At 63.1% G+C, this 18,308-nt stretch carries 12 protein-coding genes and 1 riboswitch; of the genes, 2 read left to right on the top strand and 10 right to left on the bottom strand.

Going from position 1 to position 18,308, the window contains the following annotated elements:
- Positions 1-4: 4 nt before the first annotated feature.
- The 4 genes from ACVWYF_RS22160 to ACVWYF_RS22145 all read right to left on the bottom strand — a co-directional run bounded on the left by ACVWYF_RS22160 (position 5) and on the right by ACVWYF_RS22145 (position 4,249).
- The gene (locus ACVWYF_RS22160) at positions 5-2,419 is read right to left on the bottom strand and encodes a B12-binding domain-containing radical SAM protein (RefSeq protein WP_457072330.1); all 2,415 of its coding nucleotides are present in this window, start codon (positions 2,417-2,419) and stop codon (positions 5-7) included.
- A 229-nt stretch (positions 2,420-2,648) separates the two neighbouring features.
- The gene (locus ACVWYF_RS22155) at positions 2,649-3,221 is read right to left on the bottom strand and encodes an AraC family transcriptional regulator (protein WP_168672599.1); all 573 of its coding nucleotides are present in this window, start codon (positions 3,219-3,221) and stop codon (positions 2,649-2,651) included.
- A 5-nt stretch (positions 3,222-3,226) separates the two neighbouring features.
- Positions 3,227-3,586 (bottom strand): hypothetical protein, encoded by a 360-nt coding sequence (locus tag ACVWYF_RS22150; RefSeq protein ID WP_457072328.1) that lies wholly within the window; start codon positions 3,584-3,586, stop codon positions 3,227-3,229.
- Between the two features lie 54 nt (positions 3,587-3,640).
- A complete protein-coding gene (locus ACVWYF_RS22145; RefSeq protein WP_457072326.1) occupies positions 3,641-4,249 on the bottom strand; it encodes a thioredoxin family protein in 609 nt (202 codons plus the stop codon).
- 166 nt (positions 4,250-4,415) lie between these two features.
- Between ACVWYF_RS22145 and ACVWYF_RS22140 the strand changes: the two genes are divergently transcribed.
- Positions 4,416-4,688 (top strand): hypothetical protein, encoded by a 273-nt coding sequence (locus ACVWYF_RS22140; protein ID WP_457072324.1) that lies wholly within the window; start codon positions 4,416-4,418, stop codon positions 4,686-4,688.
- A 123-nt stretch (positions 4,689-4,811) separates the two neighbouring features.
- Here the strand turns inward: ACVWYF_RS22140 and ACVWYF_RS22135 are convergent, their stop codons facing one another.
- The 5 genes from ACVWYF_RS22135 to ACVWYF_RS22115 all read right to left on the bottom strand — a co-directional run bounded on the left by ACVWYF_RS22135 (position 4,812) and on the right by ACVWYF_RS22115 (position 13,384).
- Positions 4,812-5,957: a DUF5074 domain-containing protein gene (locus ACVWYF_RS22135; protein WP_457072322.1), complete on the bottom strand. Its 1,146-nt coding sequence runs from the start codon at positions 5,955-5,957 to the stop codon at positions 4,812-4,814.
- Positions 5,958-6,000: 43 nt separating this feature from the next.
- Positions 6,001-7,989: a TonB-dependent receptor plug domain-containing protein gene (locus tag ACVWYF_RS22130; protein WP_457072320.1), complete on the bottom strand. Its 1,989-nt coding sequence runs from the start codon at positions 7,987-7,989 to the stop codon at positions 6,001-6,003.
- 161 nt (positions 7,990-8,150) lie between these two features.
- Positions 8,151-8,365, bottom strand: a riboswitch (cobalamin riboswitch).
- A gap of 84 nt (positions 8,366-8,449) precedes the next feature.
- Positions 8,450-9,331 carry a transporter gene (locus ACVWYF_RS22125; RefSeq protein WP_457072318.1) on the bottom strand — a complete coding sequence of 294 codons (882 nt, stop codon included), beginning with the start codon at positions 9,329-9,331 and terminating at the stop codon, positions 8,450-8,452.
- A 41-nt stretch (positions 9,332-9,372) separates the two neighbouring features.
- Positions 9,373-11,832, bottom strand: a complete 2,460-nt coding sequence (locus ACVWYF_RS22120) for a TonB-dependent receptor (protein ID WP_457072316.1) — start codon at positions 11,830-11,832, stop codon at positions 9,373-9,375.
- A 187-nt stretch (positions 11,833-12,019) separates the two neighbouring features.
- Positions 12,020-13,384, bottom strand: a complete 1,365-nt coding sequence (locus ACVWYF_RS22115) for an Nramp family divalent metal transporter (RefSeq protein ID WP_457072314.1) — start codon at positions 13,382-13,384, stop codon at positions 12,020-12,022.
- 270 nt (positions 13,385-13,654) lie between these two features.
- On the opposite strand from ACVWYF_RS22115, the gene ACVWYF_RS22110 reads away from it, so the two are divergent.
- Positions 13,655-14,650, top strand: coding sequence for a cation diffusion facilitator family transporter (locus ACVWYF_RS22110; protein WP_457072312.1), 996 nt, complete (start codon positions 13,655-13,657; stop codon positions 14,648-14,650).
- 104 nt (positions 14,651-14,754) lie between these two features.
- Here ACVWYF_RS22110 and ACVWYF_RS22105 read toward each other — a convergent pair whose 3' ends face one another.
- Positions 14,755-17,946: a T9SS type B sorting domain-containing protein gene (locus ACVWYF_RS22105; protein WP_457072310.1), complete on the bottom strand. Its 3,192-nt coding sequence runs from the start codon at positions 17,944-17,946 to the stop codon at positions 14,755-14,757.
- Positions 17,947-18,308: the final 362 nt, after the last annotated feature.

Genomic DNA, 18,308 nt, shown 5'->3' with positions numbered 1-18,308 from the left:
CCGATTACAGCAGCAGCAGGCCCTTCTCGCGCAGCAGCGCCCAGGCCGGGCTTTGCAAAAAAGCCTCGAATGAGCCTTCCGATTTCGGAAAGCAGGCCGCAGCTTCCTTCAGCAGCACCTTGGTGTCGAAATCCTGGCTGAGTTGGGTGAGGAGTTGGTGCAGCCAATGGCCGGCAGCTTCGGTGGTTTTCACTTCGAAATCCTCGGCCTGCTCATAGCAGGTGATGATGGCGCGGGGAGCTTTTTTGCCGGCTTCGAGGCGGATTTCGGGGGCGTTGCCGAGCCAGAACAGGCGCTGATTTTGCCGGGCGAAATCGGGCTTGTCGGGGGCTTGCACGGCCTGCTGCACGAGGTGGCGCGGGGTGGTGGGGCGCGGGGTTTTAAAATCGAACCAGCGGGCCAGCGGCTCATCAAGCGCCACGCCGTGCAGGTAGTTATACAGCGACTTGGCCAGGCCGGGGCCGAAGGCTTCGTGGTCGGTGCCGAGGGGGTCGTCGTGCCAGAGGTCGTTCCAGGCGAAGCCGGCGGGCTCCGGGCCAATGGCCGCCACCTGATACTTCGCCGGGTTCTTGCCCACGGGCGAGTGCGCGGTCATCGAAAAGCGGTGCCAATAGCCGCTTTGCACCACGCCGGCCGCGAAAAGCTGGCGCACTACTTCGAGGCTGTCCACCGTTTCCTGGGCGGTTTGGGTGGGGAAGCCGTACATCAGATAGGCGTGGACCATGATGCCGGCCTGGGTGAAGCCGTCCGTGACGCGGGCCACCTGGGCGATGGTGACGCCCTTCTCCATGAGGGCCAGCAGCCGGTCCGACGCCACTTCCAGCCCGCCCGAAATGGCGATGCAGCCCGAGGCGGCCAGCAGCCGGCAGAGGTCGGGCGAGAAGGTTTTTTCGAACCGGATGTTGCCCCACCAGGTGATGGCCACGCGGCGCTTGAGCAGCTCCACGGCCAGGTCGCGCAGGGCCAATGGCGGCGCGGCTTCGTCCACGAAGTGAAAGCCGGTCTGGCCGGTTTGCTGGATTATTTGCTCGATGCGGTCCACCAGCAGCGTACTGGGAGCCGTTTCGTAGCGCGAGATGTAGTCCAGCGTCACGTCGCAGAACGAGCAGCGCTTCCAGTAGCAGCCGTGGGCCACGGTGAGTTTGTTCCAGCGGCCGTCGCTCCAGAGGCGGTGCATGGGGTTCAGCACTTCCAGCACCGAGAGGTATTCCGTCAGGGGCAGGTCGGAGTAGTCGGGCGTGCCTACTTCGGAGTGCGGCACGTCGGGAAACGGGTGGTTGTGATACTCGATTTCGCCCGCCGCGTTGCGCAGAAAGGTGCGCTGCAAAAGGGCAGCGGGCGCAATTCGGCCGTCAGCCCCGAAGTTTACATTAGCCCCCAGCACGATTGTTTCAGTGCCGATGTAAGTTGCACTGAGGCCCGGCACTGCTGGCTTGGAATCGATGTAACTTACATCAACTGTTGGCGCGGCCGTCCCAGTGCCGATGTAACTTACATTGGCACCCGGCACCTCTGTCCGAGGATTAATGTAAAGCGCGTCGGCAGCGCGCAAAACTGGCGCAGCCACACCGCGAGCCGCCGCCCAGCTTTCCAGCAGCCGCAGCCACGGCCCCTCGCCATCATCCAGCGTCAGGTAGTCGATGTAATCGAAAAAGCGCGGCTCCTTGATGGTGCGCAGCTCGGTATTGGGGTAGCCACCGCCCATGATGGTCACGGTTTCGGGGCTGATATTTTTGATGCGTTTTGCCAGCCGCAACGCCCCGTAGAGGTTGCCGGGGAAGGGCACGGTGAAGCCCACTATATCGGGCTGCACCCGCTGCAAAAGCGGCTCCAGCTCCTCCAGCAGCATTTTGTCCAGCAAACTCGGGGCGGCTTCCAACTCCTGGTGCAGGGGCTCGAAGCTGGTGGCGGAGAGGGCCAGCTTTTCGGCGTAGCGCGAGAAGCCGAAGTGCGGCCCCACGGTTTCCTTAATGAGGTCGGCGAGGTCTTCGAGGTAGAGGGTGGCCAGGTGCCGGGCCTGGTCCGTGAGGCCCATGGTGCCGAAGGCGGTTTCGAGGTCGGCCACGTTGTCGAAGCGGCTGGCTTCGGGCAGGAAGCGGCCGTGGCAGATGCGCGGGGCCAGCGTGAGGTCCTTATTTTGCAGGAAACGAATGACCGGGCCGATGGTGGCCAAATAGCGGTTTTGCAGGCGCAGCATCCGCCGGGCGTTGTCGCTCAAACTGAAACTGCCGGCTTCGATTTCCTGAAACACCCGCCGCAAACCGGCTTCCGAAAACAGGCGCAATACCAGCTGCAAGCCCATATCGGCCTGCGTCACAGCGTACCCCCGCCCGCCCAGAAAGCCTTTGATGTAGGCCGTGGCCGGGTACGGAGTGTTGAGCTGCGTGAGCGGCGGCGTGAGCAGCAGGATGCGGGGCAAGGCAAGAGACACAGTGGAGACTAACCCGGCACAGGGGGCCGGGGTTCATTTTGAGGAGCAAAGGTCGGGCCTGAAGGCTGGTTTGTCATTGCGGGCATAAAGCCCCAGCGGGGCGGCATATCGATAGTAAAGCCAAACGATAGGGCACGAAAAAGCCCCAGCGGGGCGGCATTCGTTGAACGAGTGCCGCCCCGCTGGGGCTTGACCGTCTGCTCCGCAGCTTCGAGCCCTACGCCAGCGCGTCCAGCGAGAGGCGCTCGGGCAGCATCAGGCGGCGGAACTCGCTCACGGAGTAGCCCGTCACCTGGCGGAACTGATTGCTCAGGTGCTGGCCGGAGCTGTAGCGCATCTGGTCGGCTATCTGGTTCAGGGTCAGCTCGCCGTAGCTGAGCATTTCCTTCACGCGCTCTATTTTGAGGCGGATAAGGTACTTCTCAATGGTGAGATGGGCGGTGCGCGAAAACACCTTACTCAGGTGCGAATAGGTGGCCGCAAACCGGTCGGTGAGAAAAGCCGAGGTGGTGAGCGGCGAGCGCGCCGTGCGCAGGTGCTCCAGGTATTCGGCCAGGGTTCCCTTTATTTGTTCGGTGAGCTGTTCGGCGCGGCCGCGCAGCAGCTCGAAGCCGGCGGCCTGCAACAGCGGGGCCAGGTCTTCGGGGTCGGCGGGGGTATTCTCGTCGAGCTCAGCGACGCCCAGCGTTACGGTTTTGGGGCTGTAGCCGGCGCGCTCCAACAGGTTGTGCACGGCTTCTACGCACCGGGGGCACACCATATTTTTGATGTGCAGTAGGTTAGTTTTCAAGGGCTTTAACGTGTTTGGGGCCGCCGTGAGGCAGCCGGTGGAGAAACAGAACGCGCTGCTGAAGCGCTTGGAGCCGTCCGGCGCAGGCGCGGGGCCGGCGTCGATACTTCGGCCCACCCGCGTCCGAACCAATGCATGGTGGCCCAGGTCACGAAGGGCACCACGGCGAGGAACGTAACGGCCAGCAGCCAGACCAATACGAGAAAGGCGAAAAAAAGTCGAGGAAAGAAATGGTCACTTACGCCGAACAAATAACCCACCAGCATTAGTGCCAAAAACAGACTGATGCCGGCCAGCACGCCCACCCGCCGCCAGGGCCAGGCAGCAACGTATTTCTGGAGGCGATGGCGCAGCGGCAAGGGCATATAAGTTGGAATTGGGAAGGTGAAAATAGGGGAAATTTTGGTTGAACCCCAATCTTAGCCCAACAGTGCGAGCAACTCCTCCTGCATGGCCTGGCCATTATCGGCCTCATACCACATATTCATGCCTTTTACTACCTGGTTGGTATGCAAAGATTTATCGCTGTGCAACTGGTGGCTCAGCAGCTGGGCCTCGGCCGGGCGCGGTCCCCAGGTGCCCAGCTCGGTACCGGTGGCCGCGTCGTAGCGAATGAGCTTGGGGATGCTGTTTTTGCCGTCGGTCTGGTGGGTGGCCATCAGTTCGGGATGCTCGGAGCGGAGCACGACGTGCAGCGTGACTTGGCCCTGGCTGTTATCGGCCAGGTGGGCCAGTATGGGCAGGGCGTGGGCAGTGTCGCCGCACCAGGTTTCGCCCAGCACCAGCCACTGCTCGGGGCGGGATAGGTGCAGCAGCTTCTCAACCAGGGCCGGCAGCAACGGGCGGGCGTGGCCATTGTCGAGGTGCGTCTGGTTCTGTTCGGTGTAACGAATAAGGCCCGGCGACTGCTCGGGGCCGGTGGTGCGGTGCTCGGCAGCCAGCGTGCTCATCAGCGCCCGGAACTCCGGATAGGTGTAGGCCGGCGTGGGCACAATGGCCGGCGAGGAAACGGAAAGCGGATTGGACATTAGGCAAATGGGAAAAATGAAGCAGGAACGCACAGCTTTGGGCAACCTTCGGCCGGCCCGCACCGGTACAACCGTACCCGCGCCCGGTGGTTCGGGTTGCGTGCGGGCAGGTTATCTTTCTACCTTGCGGCATCGCTCACTATTTATCTCTCACCTTCGCTCTTTCATGTCCCTGAAAAACTTCCTCCGCCCCCTCGCCGTGGCCTGCGCCCTCACCGCCACCTTCAGCGCCTGCAGCTCGGGCACCAAAGAAGGCGATACCAACGTGGAGCGCGGCTACACCAAAAAAGGCCCCGCCGCTGGCACCGACGGCGTAGCCGGCGGCGATTCGGCCACGGCCGGCCTCACCCGCGACACCACAAACCGCCCCACCGGCAAAGACCTTTACAAAGCCGCTGGCGACGCCAAAGACCGCAACCACGACGGCATCGCCGACTAGATAACAGCCGCTTTTTTAATTTCAGGCCAAAAAAAAGGCCCGTTCCTACTGGAACGGGCTTTTTTGGGTGTTTGCAGAAAAGAAGGAGAAGTATCGGGAAAGCTGGCAGCGCAGCGTTTTCACTTAGAAGAACACGAACCCGTTGGGGCCGGCGCCCACCACGGTTTCGTCGATTTTTAGGCCATTGGGCTGGTAGCGCGCCATTTTGTCGAACGAGAACGTGCCCGTGCCGGTGTAGATGGTGCCGTCGGCGGGGTCGATGCCCAGGCCGTAGAACAGGCCATCAATGAACGGGGTAGCCGTCAGCGATGGCAAAGCGGCATCGGCAATGCCCAGGCGCACTACGCCGCCCAGGTAGCTCGTAGCATCGGTGGCGCGGAAGTAAAGCTGGTCGCCGGCAGGGTTTGCGTGAATATCGACCGGAACGCGCTGGTTAGACGCAAAAATGCGTGACGTACCACCGCTCGTCGGGTTGGCGGGGTCCAGGCCGTAGAGGCTGCCCGCAGTCGTGTTCGCGTAGTCGATTCCGAGAAACTTCCCGTTTGGGTCGTAGAGGTAGGACACGAAACCACCGCAGAGCACCCACAGGCGGCTGTTTTTATCAAGCGCGAAGCTGTTGGGAGAATCGCCCACGGTCAGGGTATTGGTGACGCGGTTGGTGGCGGGGTCGATGACGGTGACGGTATTACTGCCGTAGTTGGCCACGAATACCTTGCCGCCGGCCAGGGTCAGGCGCTCGGGCAAATCTCCGGTGGCAATGCTGTCGACCACTGAATTGGTAATCAGGTCTATTATTTTGATACCGGACCGCACTTTGGGGATGATGACGCCGTGGCGGTGCAGAGTATCGCGCCCCCATTGCGTCACGTAGGCCCGGCTCGTGCTGATGGGCAGGAAATAGCGCGGGCTGTTCAGCCCCTTTACCACGCCCACCGACTTGAATTCGGGCAGCGACACGACCTCTACCTTATCGGCCGCGTTCACCACGATGTAGCCGCGCTTGTCGCGCACGGCCATGCTCTGCACCACGTTGCCCAGGCGGCGGCCCGCGCCGTTCACGTTCGCAAACAGGTCGGGGGTTACGGCTTTGGTGCTTTTGTTAAACAGCGTGATGGTGCCCGTGCCATTGGCGGCAAACAGCCCTTCGTTAAGCACAAATACATTGGTATTGTCGGCCGACGGGGCCACGGTCACGTCCTTGTCGGGGCTACAGCCGGCCAGGCTCAGCAAGGCCAGCGCCGAAACAATCAGATAGTTAGAAAAACGCATGGGGAAATAAGAAGAAGAGAAATGGGTGATTGAATGCAGATTATCAGAGCCAGCTCAGGCGCAGGCTCACGCTCAGGGCGCGGGGCGGAGCCGGGCGGCCTTCGTAGCTGTCGTAGGCATGGCTGAGGAGGTTGGTGCCTTGCAGCAGCAGGAGGGCCTCCGCCCCGTGCAGGCGCAGGGCGTAGCCCACGCTGCCGCCCAGCAGGCCGTAGCCGGGCAGGAAGGCCTGGGCGGTGGCATCGGTGTAGCGGTAGCTGGTGGCGCTGGCGGCGGCGGCCACGCGCCAGGCGTGCCAAGCGTAGTCCAGGCTCAGGGTGCCGGTGTGGGTGGGCACGTAGGGCAGCGGCTGGCCCACGGGCACGGGGTCGTCGGGGGTGGCACGGCGGGTGCGGGCCTGGGTGAATGTGTAGGCCGCCCGCGCCCCCAAGCGGTGCGCGCCACGCCGAAGGGTGAGGGCCGTGCTGGCCTCCAGGCCCTGCGTGAGCACCTGGCGCAGGTTGCGGGGCCGCCAGTAGCCTTCGGGGCCGGGCGTCCACTGCACCCAGTCGTCCACCAGCTGGCGGTAGCCGGTGAGTTCGGTTTGCAGCGTGGTGCGCGGCGCGAGTTGGGCGCGGTGCAGCAGGCCGGCCTCGTAGCCCAGCCCGATTTCGGGGCGCAGGTTGGGGTTGCCACCGGGGTTGAAAAACCGCTCGTTGAGCGTGGGGGCGCGGTAGGTGCGGGCCGCGCTGGCCTTGAAGGTGAGCGACTGAGCGGCGGAGTAGCTAAGGGAATCAAGGGCTGGGCCATTCGTCCACACGTCCCACTCCAGCCCGGCAGTGGGCGTGAGGGGGTTGCCTTGGGGCAGGGCGGCCTGGCGCAGGTTGGCCGTGAGGCGCAGGCGGGGCTGCGGGTCGTAGCGAAACAGCGCGAAGGCAGCGGCGCGGTTCTCGGTGGTCAGCGGGCTGGCGTATTCACGGAAGGTGGTGCTGAAATGCTGCACTTCGGCCCCGAGGCGCAGAGAGCCGCGCGTGCCCACGGCGGCCGTGTATTCGGCCTGGCCCTGGGTGGTCCGCACCCGCGAGTCGCTCGTGATGCTGATGTCGTGGTAGTTCAGCACGTCCTCAAACGCGGCGGCGCGCACCAGCCACTGCGCCCGCGCCGAAGCCTGGTGGCGGTAGCTGAGCACCAGCCGGCGGCTCTGGTCGAACTGCTCGGCACGGCGGTTGAGGCCGGTGGCGGCGGGCTGCACTTCACGGTCGGTATCGGTGAACCAGGCGCTGGCCGTGAGCTGGCCGGCCGGGCCCACGCGCAGGGCCACTTCGGGGGCCAGGCTCCACTGGTGGCGCAGAGCGGCCCCGGCCAGCGTGTGCCGCACCGGCCCGCCAAATTCCTGGGTGGTGTAGGGGTAGTTGTTGAGGGCCTGGCGGTAGCTGGCGGCCACGCGCACGGCCACGGCGGTGCTGGCGGTACTCACCTCGGCGCTGCCGCCGCGTAGGCCGAAACTGCCGGCATCGGCCTGCACGCTGCCCCGCAGGCCGGGCCGCCAGTCGGGCGCGGTATTCAGAAGCACAGCCCCGCCGATGGCCCCGCTGCCGTAGAGGGCGGCGCTTGGGCCGGACTGCACGGCCAGGCGGGTGTTGGCCCCCACGGGCAGCAACGCGAAATCGTTCTGACCTAGGGTGGGCAACATGATGTTCAGGCCGTTCCAAAGCACGGCCGTTTGCTGGGCCGAGGTGCCCCGGATACTGATGGAAGCCAACTGCCCCGGCCCGTAACTCTTGATATACAGCGGGGTGCGGTCTTGCAGCAGCTCGGCTACGGTGCCGTCGCGGTACTGGCTCAGGGTGGCCGAATCGGCTTCGTAGTGCCGGCTGCCGGTGGCAAACCGCTCGGGGCCCACGGCCCGCACGTTCACTTCAGCCAGCCGGTGCAGCCGCCGGCTGAGCCGGGCCGAATCGGGCGGCACGGCGCGCAGCGACTGAGCTTGGGCCACACCGGTACCGGCCAGTAATCCGCAGACTACCGCCAACCAGTTGAGTAAAAGACAACGCATCCGAATCAAATTTTCGATTAAGAAAATTCGATTCAAAATCTACCGAAAGCCTTCTTCAGATGAAGAAAACCAGCGCCAGACCGAGGCCGAAAAACAGGGGGTAAGGTGGCTGCCCGAAGGCCGCCGCTGCTCTCTTTCTCCATTCGTCCTCCGCGAATGCTGAACCTGTGAATGTCCGGGCAGGTCTCCTGGCTTGCTTCGCCGAGCGGGCCGCCTTCCCATTTATTCAGTTGAAAATCAACTAGTAAACAGTGGCATTCGTGGCCCGCCCCGATGTGAAGCGTACAGTTGCGGGGACAGCTCCGGCATTGAACCGGATTCCCTTTTCAGCCGCGCCCCGCGATTGGGGTCTGGCACCTTGACGGGGCAAAGGTAGGGCGCGTAGCGTGGACTCTGCGAGACCGCGTTCCGGTGGGGCGGCCATTACAAGGCGCGGACTCGCAGAGTCCACGCTACAACCTCACCGTCGGAAGCTCATCCCGATAAAATATTCGCGGTCCACGGAGTTGGTGATGGGCTGGTGGGTGCCGAAATCGAGCTGCACGTTGTCGCTCACGTCGAGCTGGGCCCCGGTATTGATGGAGCTCAGCCAGGAGGACTGGCGCACATCGCGGTAGCCCACCAGCTCCGCGAACACCTGAATGAGCTTACTGAACTGATAGTCAGTGGTGAACGTGGGCGTGAGCTGGAGGTAGTGCGAGTGGGTTTCGCGGTCCCAGTACACCTGCGTGGCCACCTGCCCGCCAATGCTCCAAGGCTTGTTGAGCTGATACACCACGGGCAGCACGGCCCCGTATTCCACGGCTCCATCGCCGCGCGGGCCGCCGGTGGGCAGGGTGGCGTAGCCAATCAGGCCCAGGGCCCAGCGGCTGTTGTCGTCGCCCACCAGCGTGTGCTTCAGGCGCAGGTTCAGGTCACCGAGGCCCCGGAATACGGCCGTCTGGCTGGGGTCGGCATCGTCGTAGTTGCGGGTGTCGGTGTAGGAATCGAGGCCCACTTGCAGGTCGGTCCGGTTGGTGAGGCCGATTTTCGCCAGGGCGTGGTTGATGTACCAGTCGTGCCCGTAGGCCGTGCCCTCGCGGCGCGTGAGCAGGCGCAGGGCATCGGTTTCGTACTGAAAGTGGCCCGCATCGACGGAATACGGGCTTTCGGTGATGCCTGGGCGGTCGGGCACCATGGGGCGCATGTATTTGCGCGGCGTGGGCCGAAACAGGTTAAACTGGTTCTTATCGACCTTAATCGTGTCGTTCTGAACACTTTTCTGGGCCAGCACCTTGGTAGCAGGGCCCAGTATTGTTAAGCAAAACGCACAGAAGCGCAGCAGGGTAATGGTTGTTGGCATGGCCGCCTATACGCAACACCTCCCCGCTCGGCCGCTTCGCGCTAAAACGGCACCACTACTTTCATCGCCACGTTGCGGCCGGGGTTGTAGATGCCCGAGCGACCGTTGGGAGCGGCGGCATAATATTCAAAGTATTTCAGGCGGTTGAGGTGGGCCTGGTAGGCAGCATCGAACACGTTATCGACCTGCACGATGAGCTGCGCCAGCGGCCGGCCGGCGCGACTGGCCACCGTGGTGCCGGCCCCCAGCCCCAGCAGCGCGTAGCCGGGCGTGGCCGTCTCGGTGTTGTCGAGGGCAAGAAAATTGGTTTGGCGGGCACTGCCGTCCACCGTGGCCCGGCAGTAGGTGCCGGTGAGGCGGCCGGAACTGGTGGGCAGCGTGAAACGCGCTTCGGCCCGTGCGCGCAACGGCGGAATCAGGGGCAGGTAGCGGGCATCCGGGCCTTTTTTTTCAAGCACGGTGGCATCGGCATTCTGCCCGTTCACGTAAGCGGCGCTGCTGCTGAGGGCCAGGCCCGGCAGGGCGGCGGGCCGCCAATTCAGGCTGGCTTCCAGGCCGAAGAGCCGGGCAGCGGCCTGCTGAAACTGGTATGTGGTGTTGCCGGGCACGATGACAACCGGCTGCCCGGCGTCATTCAACAAACGGGCCTGGTAAATGAAATGCTGCACGTAGTTGTGGAAAACCTCCACGCTGGCATCCAGCGTGGGCTGGTGCCAGAGCACGCCCACATCCTGCTGCCAGCTGAATTCGGGCTCGAAGTCGCGGTTGCCCAGGTACACGATGTGCGCGCCGGGGTCGAGGCCGTTGGAGCCGATTTCGGGGATGTTGGGGGCGCGGTAGCCCCGGGCCAGATTGGCGCGTAGCGTGAGCCGCGCCGTGGCCACGTAGCTGGCTCCCACGCTGGCCGACACGCCCTGGTAACGCCGCCCAAACCCCGGAAACTGCCGCAGCGCGCCCACCACACCGGGGCCGGCCGCGCCATCGAAGCCGGTGGCCGGGTTCGGGGCCACGTAGAAATCGTCCCAGCTCACCCAGCGGGTATCGTAGCGCAGGCCACCACTAATTTCCAGCGGGCCGAGGGGCTTTTTCAGCAGCAGGAAGCCGCCGGCATCCAGCAGGTCGTAGTTAGGAATGGGAAAATCGGTGGCCTGCTGGTGGCGGTTGCGCTGGGCCATGCCGTTGCTGCCCACGGTGGTTTCCAGGCCGCGCCAGGCCGGCAGGTGGTAGCGCACGTCGTAGGTGTAGGTGGTGAGGCGCAGGGCCAGCCCGGCCTGGGCCGGGGCCGTGGGGTGGTTGAATTCCTCGCGCATATTCTGCTGCGCGCCCAGCAGCAGGTGCAGCTCTCCATCGCCCAGTTGCAGCTGCGTTTTGGTGAACACCCGGTAGTGCCGGATGCGCTGGTGCAACGCCGAAATAGCGTAGGAATTTAGTTCTTCCGGTGTCGCCAAAGGCCGGTTTTTTACATCATCAATCCCGTTTTCGGCTACCTGGCGCGTGAACTGGCGGCTTAGCGAGTCGCGGCTGCCGTCGGGGATTTCCTGCTGGTTGTCGTAGAGCGTGAGGTACCAGTGCGAGCTGCCCCAGGCCTTGCGCACGCCGGCCATGCCGGTCAGCGTGAGCTCCCGAAAGCCGGTGTTGTACACCGCACCATCCACGCAATTGCGGTAGTCGCGGGCCAGACGGTGGCTGGCCCGGAAGCTGGTCTGGAAACCGTTTTTCTGGTAGTTCAGACCCAGCGAATTGCCGAACAGGCCGTTGTTGGACTGATATTCGGCCAGCGCTTCGCCGCGCAGCCGGCCTTCGGGGCCAGACGGCAAAGCGGGCAGCAGGTTCACCACGCCGGCCACGGCATCGGAGCCGTAGAGCAGGCTGGCGGGGCCTTTCACCACTTCCACCCGCTCAATGTCGTAACCGTCCACTTCCACGCCGTGCTCGTCGCCCCACTGCTGGCCTTCCTGGCGCAGGCCGTTGTAGAGGGTCAGCACGCGGTTGTAGCCCAAGCCCCGAATGAACGGCTTCGACACGTTGGGGCCGGTGGTGACGGCGCTCAGGCCCGGAATGCCGCGCACGGCCGCGTCAATCACGTTGGTATTGGCATTGAGGGTGATTTCGCGGCGGTTCAGGGTGGCAATGGGCACGGGGCTGCGCCGGATTTCGGTGGCCCGGCTCACGCCCGTCACAATTACCTCGCCCAAGTCGGTGGCGGTAGCTTGCAGTTGGAAATCAACCGTCTGGGGCTGACCGGCACTCACCTCGGCGCGCTGTTCCAGTGGGGCGAAGCCCACGGCACTGGCCCGCAGGCGCACGGTTCCGGCCGGCACGCCGGTTAGCTCGTAGTGGCCCGCCGCGTCGGCCACAGCGCCCAGTGGAGTGCCCACCACGGCCACGCTTGCAAACGGCACCGGTTGGCGGGTGGTGGCACGCACTGTCCCATTAAGCACAGCTGATTGAGCAAAGACCAGTTGGGGAAGTAAAATAACCAGTATCGAAATTATTTTCATAGGTATTTTATTGGATATAAAAAGACACAGGGCTTCCGTTCCGCACAATGGGCGGGGGCTGGCAATGAAACCCGGGACTGATTGGGATGCGGGATGAGCGACGACGACGAGCTATCCACTCGCCTCACCCATTGGCCCGCAACGTACGCTTTCACGCGCAAGTTGCGGCCGGCGGGACCAGCAGAAATTATGCGCTAAAAAAGGTTTGCCAGAGCAAGAATACGTTGAGGATGATGATGATACCCGAAACTATCCAGGCCACGATTCTCACCCACGACCGGTTCACAAACACGCCCATTTTGGCCTTGCTGCTGGTGAACAGCACCAACGGCACCACCGCGAAACTGAGCTGAAACGACAGAATCACCTGGCTGAGCACCAGCAGCTGCCCGGTGCCCTTCTCGCCGTAGAGGATGGCAACTACCAGGGCCGGCACCACGGCAATGAGCCGCGTAATGAGCCGCCGTACCCAGGGCTTCAGCTTCAAATCGAGGAAGCCTTCCATCACAATCTGGCCCGCCAGGGTGCCGGTCAATGTCGAATTCTGCCCCGAAGCGAGCAGGGCAACGGCAAACAGCACGCTGGCCGCCCCCGCGCCCAGCACCGGCGTGAGCAGCTTGTGGGCGTCAGCAATGTCGGCCACGCCGTCGTGGCCCTTGCCATGGAAAGCCGCCGCCGCCGTCACCAGAATGGCCGCATTCACAAAAAAAGCGAGGAACAGTGCCAGCGTCGAGTCGATGGTGGCGAACTTGATGGCCGAGCGTTTGCCCGGCTCATCCTGCGGGAAAGCCCGCGTTTGCACGATGCTGGAGTGCAGGTAGAGGTTGTGCGGCATCACGGTAGCCCCCAAGATGCCGATGGCCACGTACAGCATTTGCGGATTGGTCACCACTTCGAGGCGCGGCACCAGGCCCTGGCTCAGCGCCAGCCAGTCGGGGTGTGAGGCGATGATTTCGTAGAGAAAGCAGCCGAATATCAGGACGATAAGGCCGGCCACCAGGCTTTCGATGATGCGAAAGCCCTTGTTCTGAAAGAACAGCACCACCAGTACGTCCAGCGTGGTGAGCACCACGCCCCAGGCCAGCGGCAGGCCAAAAAGCAGCTTGAGCGCAATGGCCGAGCCAATGACTTCGGCCAGGTCGCAGGCGGCAATGGCGATTTCGCACAGCACCCACAGCATCAGGCTGATGGGGCGCGAGTAGTGGTCGCGGCAGGCCTGGGCCAGGTCGCGCCCGGTCACGATGCCCAGCTTGGCCGCCAGGTGCTGAAGCAGCATGGCGAACAGGTTGGAAATCAATACCACCGACAGCAGCGTATAGCCGTAGCGCGCCCCGCCGGCCAGGTCGGTGGCCCAGTTGCCGGGGTCCATGTAGCCCACGGCCACCAGCAGGCCCGGCCCCCAAAAAGCCATCAGCTTGCGCCAGAACGAGGCATTGGCTGGCGGCACTTTGATGCTGGCGTATACTTCGCTCAGGGAATTGCCCCGGCGGGGGTGGCGCCAGCCGGCTTCTGAGGTGGCTTGTTGGGTATCAGGAAGAATAGCGGGCGGCACGATAAGCAGTAGGTAAGGGCAAGAGCTTTTTTAGATTAGCCTAAAAATAATTTTCGACTGCCTTAAATACAAGATTACGCGAAAAAAGTTGCGCCCGCCCGGTAATTATTCGCCGCACCGGAAAATCCCGGCAACAGCGCAGGCAGCGGCTGGCGAACCATTTAGGTTTTATCAGGCATTAACAACGGCGGTGTCCGAACAAAGGCCCGCGCCGAGCCTGCCGCCCCGCTTGCGCCCGGTGCCCGACCTTTGCCCCGAAAACTCCGCTGCATGACGCCCACCCAAACCAAGTACCGCCTCGGCCTGCTGTCCCTCGTGGTCAGCATCGGGCTCGTGGCCGTTAAGTTCTACGCCTACCACCTCACCCGCTCCCAGGCGGTGCTCACCGATGCCTTGGAGAGCATCATCAACGTGGCTACCAGCGGCTTTGCGCTGTATAGCCTCTACCTGGCCAGCTTGCCCAAGGACGAGAACCACCCTTACGGCCACGGCAAAATAGAGAACCTGTCGCTCGGGTTTGAAGGGGGGCTGATTTTCATGGCGGGCGCGTTCATTCTCTACAGTGCCAGCGGGCACTTCTGGCACCCGCACCCCGTGGCCCGGCCCGACTGGGGCGTGCTGCTGCTGGCCAGCACCGCCGTGGTGAACCTGGCCGTGGGCCTGCTGCTGGTGCGCAACGGCAAGCGGTTGAATTCGGTGGCGCTGGTGGGCGATGGGCAGCATCTTTACATCGATGCGCTCACGTCCATCGTGTCGTCGGCGGCGCTGGTGCTGGTGGCAGCCACCGGCGTGCTGCGCTTCGACAGCGGCGCGGCGCTGCTGCTGGGCGGCTTCATTTTGGTGAATGGCTGGCGCATGGTGCGCCGCTCGGTATCGGGCCTGATGGACGAAACCGACACCGCCGTGGTGGCCGAAGTCATTGCCGAGCTGCAGGCCCAGCGCCGCGCCCCCTGGATTGACGTGCATAACCTGCGCGTGCAGCGCTACGGGGCCAACCTGCACATTGACTGCCACATGCAGATGCCCTACTACTTCACCCTGGAGCAGGTACACACCGAGCTGCACGACATTGAGGAACTGATTCGGGCCCGGTTCGCGGTGGAAGTCGAGATGTTCGTACACGCCGACCCCTGCACCTTTGCCGCCTGCTCCCTGTGCCTGATGCCGGAGTGCCCGGTACGGCAGTTCGCCCTGCGGCACGAAGTGACCTGGACCGTGCAGAACGCCGTGAAGAACGAGCGCCACCATCTTGGGCAGCCCGCCTGAGCCCACTGACTCAAAAGCCCGGGACAACAATCAACCACAACAAAAAAAGGGTGCCGCGATAATCGCGGCACCCTTTTTCGATGCATCCGGTGAGAAATTGATGCTTAGCGCACTACCTCAATCCAGCCTTTGGTCTGCGCACCGTTAGTGGTGGTGAGCAGGTAGTAGTACACACCCGCGGGCTGGTTGTCGCCGCCCCAGTTGTTCTGGTAGTTGGCCTGCTCGTACACCTTGCGGCCCCAGCGGTTGTAGATTTCCAGCTTGCTGGAAGTGCCGGCAGTCGACACCTTGAACACGTCGTTCTGATTGTCGCCGTTCGGCGTGATTACGTTTGGCACCTGCAGGTCAGGCACCAGCACGGTTTTGCTCGAAGTTGAAGCCGCGCAGGCTGCGCCGCCCACCGTAGCCGTGGTGGTGAGGCGCACCACGTAGTAGCCGGCCAGCCCGAGTTGCAACGGCGTCGGAGTAGCCGTGTTGCCGCCGAAAGCAGTTACCGATTCGTTCACCCCTACGCCCGCGATGTCGCGCACGCGCTGGTAAGTCCAGGCATAGGTAACCGTGGTGGTCGGCGACTGGCCGGGAGCATTGGTTACCGTGTTGTTCTTGAAGGTGAAAATAACCGGCGGACGGTTGGTGTGCTGGCCGGTCAGGCCCACGGAGTCAGCCGTGGTGAAGCTCGACAGCACCGCTGGGGTCACCCGCACCACGACCGAAGCCGTATCGGAGCAGCCGTATTGCGAGAGGCCCCTGGCCGTCACAATGTAGCGCGTGGTTACCGTGGGACGCACCGTGATGGTTGCGCCCGTGGTGCCGGCGGCTACGCCAGCGCCACTCCAGGAGTAGGTATAAGTATCGGTCAGGCTAGCCGACGTAGCCGAGCCTTGCAGCGTGGCCGTGCCACTGGGGCAGATGTACGTGTTGGTGGTGGTGGCGCGCACCGTGGGCGGCGCCACTACTTCTACCTGGGCCGTGGTGGTAGCCGAGCAGTTGAACTGGTTGCGGCCCGTTACGACTACCGAGTAGTTGTTGATGCCACGAGTGGTGGGGCGCACCGTCACCACGGAGTCCGTGGCATTGCCCACGATGCCGGGACCTGTCCAGGCAAAGGTGTACGCATCGCTCAGGGTGCTGCCGGCACCGGTGGGGCGGCGGGCACGCACGCGGAGCACTACGGGAGCGCCGGCGCATACTTTGGCTGTGGCTACGGTCACGTTGCCAACCGAAAGCAGCGTCGTAAGCGTGGGCGGTGGCACCACCACTACTTGTACCGTAGTGGTAGCATCGCATCCGTAAGGCACCGCACCGTTGGCGGTCAGGGTGTAGGTGTTAATACCCAACGCCGTGGGGCGGACCGTGAGGGTTGAGCCCGTGGTGTTGGCCGGCACGCCCGGACCAGTCCAAGTGTAGGTGTAGGTGTCGCGCAGGGTGCTGTCTCTATCGGCCTGGCGACGCGCCGAACCAGTCAGCACCACGGCACCACCGGCACATACTTCCTGTAGCGTGGCCGTGGCGGATGCCAGGGGCTCGCTGGCCACGCGCACCAGAATGGAGGTGGTATCGCCGCAGGCCCCTTGGGCAAAGCCCAGCGTCGGGGCGATGGTCAGGCGGTAGCGGGTGGTCTTCGTGGGGCTTACCACAATGTTTTTGGTGTTGGTCACGGTTGGCAGGCCATTTCCGCTGCCCAGGGCAGCCCAGTTGTAGGAGTACACCTGCGCCTGGGTAGTGTTGGTGGCCAGGCGACGCACGGAGTCCGGACGTATCACATTGCCTTGCAGCGTGAGCGAGCCGCCCACGCAAACCGCGCCGGAAGGCGGCGTGGTGTTGCCAATGCCGGAGCTACCCACTGCGGCTACTGCCGAGGCGAAGTTGCCGCGCAGGATTTTGATGACAATTACCCGGTTCTGCAAGCCTTTCACCGGGCAAGCGTTGTCTTCCACCCGCACGTTGATGCGAATGGTGCGACCCACCTGCGAAGGCGAGGGCTGGAAGAAGAAGACCCCGCGAGGGTTCTCGGTGCCGTTGCCGCTCAGCGAGAACGTTCCTACGTCGCCCGAAGCCAAGTAGCTGGGGTCGGTATTGATGTTAGCCGGCAGCGTTACCGTCAGCAGCTGGTGCTGGCTGGGCGTGCGCAGGTTGTCGGGGTCGGTGAAGTTTACCAGTACGCGCGAGTAGTTGCACGAATACACGCTGATTTGGGTGGTATCGGTCGTGTTGATGGTGCCGGTGTTGGAGTTGGGCGTCTGGTTGGTGGCCAGCACCGGGTTAGGCGTCGTGTTGGTTCCGCAGTTGATAACGATGAGCACGGCCTCGCGGCGCACGCGGCCCACAATGCGGCGCGCACCGTTGATGCGGCGGTACTCGGTCACTTCCACTACTACCTGGTACTTGTTGCGGCCATCGGCGGCCGATGTAGCCGGGGTATACACATTCGGGGTGAACGTCACCGTGCGGGCCGTCTGGTTGAGGCCGAAATACGGGGCACCCTGCTTGATGGGGCAGGTGCCGGTGGTATCCACAGCTACCGGAATAGGCAATTGGGGCGTAAACAATGCGCCTCCGGCCAGGGCCGGCACTTCGAGTACGCACAAGGGATTGCGGGTGATGAAGAACAGACCACCGCCATTAGCACCGGGGTAAGGGGCGTAGGTAGTGGGCATTCCACAACCACCGAGCGGGGCCGCCAGGGCGTACACCAGCGAGTCGCCATCGGGCTCAATGGCCGAGAAGCCGAAGGTGGTGCGCTGGTTCACGCACACGTACTGAATCGGAATGTCCTGCTGGTCGAACTGAGGCGAATTATTGGCCACTGTGGTGGTGCCGCTGTTGCGGTTGTCGAGGTAAGCCTCGGCGTACAGGTTGGGCGAGCCCACGATGTTGGCAATGGTAGGGCGCGAGCCCTGGCTCGTGCTCATCGTCCACTGGCCGGGGGTCAGCGTCACGGTGGCTTCGTAATTGGTAAAATCGTAGAGTGGATAGAGCGACGACGGGCTGGCGCAGGAGCCGGGTGTGCTGGGGCACAGCGGGGTAGCGGATACCGGAACACCTTGCTGCACCAGCGGGGCCGTTACGGTCGCGCTGGCGTTGCAACCGCCGTTGCGACACTCCAGCGTGAAGGGCAACGCATCAATACCGGAACAGTCGCGGTAAAGGCGGAATTTTACCCGGTACTGGTTGTTGCCCAGCGAGGTATAGGTCATGTCGCAGCCCAGCAAGTGGGAAGCCCGCGCCGACGGCAGCCCGCCCAGCAGACCGCACGCAAAGAGCAGTAAGATAAAAGAATGTAAGATTTTTCTCATGGGTGAAAAAAGAGGGGTGAGAGAGGGTGTGAAAAAACACAAAGTGGGTGGTTGCTGATGAATCAGCGAACCAAGATACAGGTAGAAAGAACGAGTTCAAAAAAAGCCTTAAAACTATCGTGACATATAGCAAATTAAGGGCCAGAAATAAGATTTTTCGTCTAAAAAGGAACTTATTTTCATCCCCCTGCTCACCAAGCTTTACCCTAAGGAAACTCAACAGTAAGAACAGATGTAGGGAAACCCTTTGACATGCGTAATACATTGCTTGTAAGCACCATAAGGCTGTTGCCCGCATCGGTTTACAAAAATGCGCTGCCTGTTTGCGGCTCGCAGTGCCGGCCCTGCTGCACTGGGAATTG

The sequence above is a fragment of the Hymenobacter sp. UYAg731 genome (genome assembly GCF_054061335.1).
Note: the sequence above shows the minus strand (reverse complement) of the source record. Positions and strands in the feature narration are given on the sequence as shown.

Excerpts from the sequence above, each read along its gene's own strand:
- ACVWYF_RS22110 (WP_457072312.1), top strand. The coding sequence starts at position 13,655 with ATGACGCCCACCCAAACCAAGTACCGCCTCGGCCTGCTGTCCCTCGTG.
- ACVWYF_RS22135 (WP_457072322.1), bottom strand. The coding sequence starts at position 5,957 with ATGCGTTTTTCTAACTATCTGATTGTTTCGGCGCTGGCCTTGCTGAGC.
- ACVWYF_RS22130 (WP_457072320.1), bottom strand. The coding sequence starts at position 7,989 with ATGCGTTGTCTTTTACTCAACTGGTTGGCGGTAGTCTGCGGATTACTG.
- ACVWYF_RS22120 (WP_457072316.1), bottom strand. The coding sequence starts at position 11,832 with ATGAAAATAATTTCGATACTGGTTATTTTACTTCCCCAACTGGTCTTT.
- ACVWYF_RS22125 (WP_457072318.1), bottom strand. The coding sequence starts at position 9,331 with ATGCCAACAACCATTACCCTGCTGCGCTTCTGTGCGTTTTGCTTAACA.
- ACVWYF_RS22145 (WP_457072326.1), bottom strand. The coding sequence starts at position 4,249 with ATGTCCAATCCGCTTTCCGTTTCCTCGCCGGCCATTGTGCCCACGCCG.
- ACVWYF_RS22140 (WP_457072324.1), top strand. The coding sequence starts at position 4,416 with ATGTCCCTGAAAAACTTCCTCCGCCCCCTCGCCGTGGCCTGCGCCCTC.
- ACVWYF_RS22105 (WP_457072310.1), bottom strand. The coding sequence starts at position 17,946 with ATGAGAAAAATCTTACATTCTTTTATCTTACTGCTCTTTGCGTGCGGT.
- ACVWYF_RS22150 (WP_457072328.1), bottom strand. The coding sequence starts at position 3,586 with ATGCCCTTGCCGCTGCGCCATCGCCTCCAGAAATACGTTGCTGCCTGG.